The sequence below is a fragment of the Parashewanella curva genome (genome assembly GCF_003675895.1).
Lineage (GTDB): Bacteria > Pseudomonadota > Gammaproteobacteria > Enterobacterales > Shewanellaceae > Parashewanella > Parashewanella curva.
The window spans coordinates 1-5,437 of record NZ_ML014885.1; the positions used below are offsets into that span (position 1 = coordinate 1).

The 5,437-nt window shown below is 39.5% G+C and carries 4 protein-coding genes; all 4 read right to left on the reverse strand.

What is annotated here, in order from left to right:
• Positions 1–119 precede the first annotated feature (119 nt).
• The 4 genes from tnpA to D5018_RS20500 all read right to left on the reverse strand — a co-directional run bounded on the left by tnpA (position 120) and on the right by D5018_RS20500 (position 5,113).
• Positions 120–230, reverse strand: coding sequence for an IS66 family insertion sequence element accessory protein TnpA (tnpA, locus tag D5018_RS22460; RefSeq protein WP_416351556.1), 111 nt, complete (start codon positions 228–230; stop codon positions 120–122).
• 253 nt (positions 231–483) lie between these two features.
• On the reverse strand, positions 484–627 hold the full coding sequence (locus D5018_RS21840) for a hypothetical protein (protein ID WP_165905136.1): 144 nt from the start codon (positions 625–627) through the stop codon (positions 484–486).
• A gap of 85 nt (positions 628–712) precedes the next feature.
• Positions 713–3,523 carry an ankyrin repeat domain-containing protein gene (locus D5018_RS20495; protein WP_121840836.1) on the reverse strand — a complete coding sequence of 937 codons (2,811 nt, stop codon included), beginning with the start codon at positions 3,521–3,523 and terminating at the stop codon, positions 713–715.
• Positions 3,524–4,033: 510 nt separating this feature from the next.
• Positions 4,034–5,113: a hypothetical protein gene (locus tag D5018_RS20500; RefSeq protein ID WP_121840837.1), complete on the reverse strand. Its 1,080-nt coding sequence runs from the start codon at positions 5,111–5,113 to the stop codon at positions 4,034–4,036.
• Positions 5,114–5,437: the final 324 nt, after the last annotated feature.

Consider the following 5,437-nt stretch of genomic DNA (forward strand, 5'->3'; position numbering starts at 1 on the left):
AAAAGGTGATAAGTACAAAGCGCTACATAAAGATCACCAGTTAACGTTGTTCTGAGATAAATACCCCGCTTCGCGAAGCGAAGTCGAGCCGAAGGTGAGACAGCTTGCTGCGGGGTAGTTTATTTGGGGATTTCTTGTTGATGGCAGAATTGACCTATGGTTAACCCTGAGTCCTGTTGCTCTTCTAAAAGATGCAGCCACTCTTCAGAGCTTCGATGTTGATGTCGCATTTACATTAGCCTTTGAAAAAAAGACCACTATGCCAATTTTAATTGGTAATGACAGGTGCGGTTTGGCAGACGCTTACGATCGGTCAAATGATCATTGAAGATCAAGTAAAGTGGTGAATCAACCGTTGCTATTTTAACCAGATTGAGTCAACTAGGCTGAATAGTTACAACGTTTCTTCATCTTGTACTTTTGCGTAACAACAGCAAAAGCCCCTTGATTTTTTAGGTTGTAAAGTTGGGAGCAGATGGCTTTTTAAATGTAATGCTCACTCACTGATTTTGGTATCGTCCTTGAACCCAGAGCTTTTGTTTTAGGTTGAAATAAATGAGGTGCATCTAATTGACGTACCTCAATAGGAAGCTGGTTAAGCATCTTGAATACCCCATTTAAATCCATAATAAGCAACCTAAGATTTTGTATCGTGTGATGCTGTAGAGGGTTATTCACCGATATCATCGAACAGTGATTTTATTCTGATAAATTATTTTCTTTGTTGCTGTGGTATTTTGGACTTCTCGTTTTTTAGTAGAGCAATAATGTCACTATCATCCTGCTCCTCAGCCAATTCTAATGGAGTTTTACCGTTTGATTTAAGACTTATATCAGCGTTGGCTTTCAGTAGTTGTTTAACAACCTCAGTTTGTTTAGTCCAAACCGCAAGATAAAGTGGAGTAACCCCATTTTTTGAGACGCTATTTATATTTGCATCTAGACCAATAAGGTATTCAACGATACCACTGTTACCTGCAGCACAAGCGACATGTAGCAGGCTTACATTATCTTTTGAAGGAGTGTGCTCCAACAATAATTGGACATTAAACTCTGGAGGCAATGAATCAATTAATTGTTTCAACTCACTGAGTTCTCCATTCGCGCAAGCTGATAATAATTCACTTACACGATCTTTGGTTAGACCTTTAATAAAAGAAACGACCTCTGTTTTTGCAACCATTTCTGCTGGAGCTAAAGGTGCGACTCTTGTTAGGGGGATATACTCTTGCACTACTGGCTCTGAATAGGCCGTTGATTTTACACTAAGGTCACGCGCAACTTGTTGCATGACTGTGGCAATACCTTCACTCGCTTGCTCTGCGGCACTTTCAGTCGCTTTACAAGCATTGTTAAATCCTTCTTCTAGTTGTTTTAACGTGATAGTAACGGTTTTCTGGGCAGGGAGTGACTGCGCAGCTGCACCTTGCTGCTCTGAGCGTTGTTGATTTTCAAATGCATCAGGATGAGTTTGTTTGGCAATATTAATTGCAACCCCTTCGATTATTTCTTTGGCTTGCTGATTGTTAATGTAAACACCTTGCTCTCGGAACCGTTTGATTAATCGACTAACTGTCTCACGTTTGATATAGCAGACCACTCCCCCCCCTATTGCTGAGAAAGTTATAATCACACCACCTATAACAACAACTGCAACTATAGCTCCTGTATTTACTGCGTCACCCGCTGGAGAGACTTTTGAAGCTACACTTGGCTTTATAGATGGAGTGGGCAGGTTTTGCGATAAGGTTGGCTGTGTTATTCGAGAGGTTGATTGTTTTGCTCGAAATGATGACTCAATTATTTCTGCGGATTGGCTTGGCTTGTTATTTATAGTTATTGATGATGTCAGTAAAATATTTGAGGTTGTCGAAGAGGGAAGTGCGATATTAACGGTTGTTGATTGCAACATTGGCTGGCAACTTTTATCTAGTGGCTGCGACATGTTTCTTAAGTCCGTAACGTTATATTGAACATCATTTACAATATCAAGCCCATTAAGGTTCAAAATCTTAGCATTATTACATAAAATAATTTTGGGATTAGATGTCACCCCATTTAATTGTAATGTAGCATTACCGCTAACGATGATTTCTGAAGCATCTCCAGCATTTTCTGAAAGTATAAGCTTCCCACCGTCTTGAACCTTAAAATTTGCGTTACGACTTGAGTTGCCGCTTAATTCTGCATTACCATTTTGACAGATCACCACTTCAGCGCCTGTTAGTGACAACCCCGTCCCTATCAACCCTTGACCACCTGTGTTGCTAATTTGCACTTTCGAGTGTAAAAGTGAATCATCATTTGACTCAACGCCCACACCTCCTGAGTTTTCAATATAGACAGAAGCATCATGACCACAATTTCCCTCTAGCTGGGCTCCAGTATTACCCAAATTCTGCACTATTATTGTCCCGTTAGCGAATGAATCCTGCTGAGAGAGAAGCCCTGACAGAGACCCTCCAATATTCTCTATTTTTACATACCCCCGTTGTGCAGAATTAGAAAATGTCTTTATAAAAGCAGTCACTCTTGATGAAGCTCCTTCATCGACAGTAAGCTTTATTGACATTCCCGAATTAGCACTAAGATCAAGGCGAGCCTGATTTTGCAAAATAACTATAGACTCTTTGCCTGCCGCTCCATCATATACAAGGTGTTTTGAGTCGTTAACCAATATCTCACTGCATTGACCAGCATCTCCAGAAAGCCCGTAAAATTTGAAAAATTCTACGTATTCTAAATCTGGCTCTGTTCTATTTTCAGGACAATTTTGAATAGGAAGCGCAGGTTCAGGGATCCCCTCACCCACGGACAATAAATTTCGCATCCCCATTTGCTTAGGCATTAGGCCATCTTTAAGGTTTAAAGACTCTACATGCCGTTTTACTTGAGGCTCTTCTGGTGCATCATTAAAATCTTCACCATATTCATCCGCTGTCACATCATGGTTGTCATCTAAATTTGAGGTTGTCGGCGTTGCTACAGGAATACTTTTAGCGACATAATTAATCGCAGCCTCAGTCGCCTGGCTGGCCGCATAACCACCAACAAAACCAAAGGTCCCATTACTAACGTGCCTAATGGTACTGTCTTTAGGTATATTCAGTTCATCCATAACCATATCTGACCCATTTGCCGCAAGCTGACCACCTATCATACCTGCTACCGCTTTTACTGTACCTGTTGCGATGTCTGATGATGTTGCACCAATAACAGTGCATTGGGCTAGAGTGCTAACAACGCGACTAGTGTATTGCACGGCTTTAGTGTCTTTAACAGGTTCAGGCAGTAAATTTGTGGCTTTCTTTTCCATAAACTGGATTAATTGACCAGCCTTACTAAAAGCAACGCTATAACCTAATGCCATTACAGCGCCACCAACACCACCTGTTGCAAGACCAACTCCCATCCCTATTGAGGCTGAAACCGCCGTTGATGCTGACGGTAATTGCTGGTAAGCCGCTTCACAAGCTTCAGATATGTTCGCTAATTGACACAATGGTAAAACTGATAGACTCATAATACCTCCCCTTTTCGCATCATTTAAAATTAATGACCCTTGGTAGACAACCGCCAAAGATTACAGCAGTTATGAGGTATTGAAATCCACAAAAATGAATAAAACTTAACCACAACGGTATAACTATAATTAGGCAGTTAGTAAATAATGGAATATTGATTTAGCTATATTTCAGTCTTTATACTCAGTTGGCTATCCATTGATTGCACTCGACAATCCTAAAGACATCAGTTGGGTGGCGTTAGTGTAAAGAAGAATATATAAGTAGCTTATTGATAATAAATACCTTTATATGAACAGAAGTTAATCAATTTTATCAGTTGAAATGGAATAACATAGAGGTTTTTGAAATAAAGAATGGATATGGGGCGAGGCTTAAGGAATTAATTAATATCGCGTTCTGTGCAGCTCTGAGCTGAACGTTTTTGACTTTAAAATTAACATCAGCAAGTTGCAAGTGACACCTCTCAGTGATTCAAGCCTCGTATAGCAAAAGTAGCGGTATTCATTTCAATTTTTTTGTTGCCAGCTTTTCTCATCGCTAGGTACAAGACATTCTTCTTCGGGGATGTTATTTAAATACTCACTTAATTCATTATATTTTTTTGTATCATATAGCTCAAAACATTTTATCAGATGACCTATTTGATGTTTTTGAACTCTTGTGTATCCTTCGAAAGGAACAAACTCATCAAAGGTAGCCACTTTTCCATTTGGCAAATTATCCCCGTTAACTATCGCCATTAAAAATTCTCGAGCTGATATAAACGATTTATAGTTTTTTATCGCAATGGGGTCACGCATTGAATATTTTTCACCCTTCGACCGCAATGCCATTGGTAAAAAACCTAATTTGAAATCAGCTTCGTCTTTTAGTTTTAAGAATTGGTTTAATTCAGTCATCAAGTTGTTTGCAATCTCTAAAACAGGTTTATTTAACCTATAAGATGTATACCTATATGTTAATCCTAATGCAGTACTTATTAATATAGACCCAAAGAAACTCCCCCCCCCAGAGCCCAGAGCGGAAAAAACTATCGCCGCAGTACCACTTACCGAGAGTGTTCCAAAGATGGTAGCTGGAGTGACTATTATTGATGTAGTTCCTAATAAACAGGCCGAGAATGAACACAGACTTTTACAATTGATATCTGCAGTTCTACAGCAAAAACTGTTTGCTATTTTATAGGTACAACCATTCATTTCTAGCTTTCCCAATTGCTTCATTTTTATAGCATCTAAAATAAATGGACTTTTTTGAGGCTGGGTAACTGTAACTGGATTTAATGGAACTTCACTTTTTTGGGCTTCACTAATACATTCCGTGGAATTGTTTTCTAGACATTCAATTACTAGGCTACTGTATGAGGGCGGTGGTACAGTGAATTCGCACGGTTTTGTTTCATAAAATAATGCTCCTTCCGCACAATATTCGGGAACCTGGCCGACTATAAACGTTTTAGAATTGACTTCTAAAACTTGTGGCTGCTCTTGCTCAACAGTGAATGTTTGAGGCTTACTGATAGTTGGCGCTGATTGACAGACCATAATGTGGCTAGGCATTAAAGGTTGAATATTATTTGCACTCATATACACATCCTACCATGATGAGACACATCGGATAGCGTTTGCTTTTTCATGACTCTACAGCATTATGAGCAGCTTAACCTAAATCCATAAATAACTATTGCTACTGATGTATAATTGTTCTGAATCCTCACTCATTATGGATGCCTGATGTATAATTAATCGACAGGCAATCATTTTTGAGTCAGCCAACGTTCAGGTTTAACGAGCGGAGCGAAAATCTCGGGGGCTTGCCCCCGTGCTGGATAGTGTAGACTGGGCGGTTCCCAGTCTATATTATCCTGTATATGGAACTTCAAAGAAATTCACATCACGTTTACCGATTAA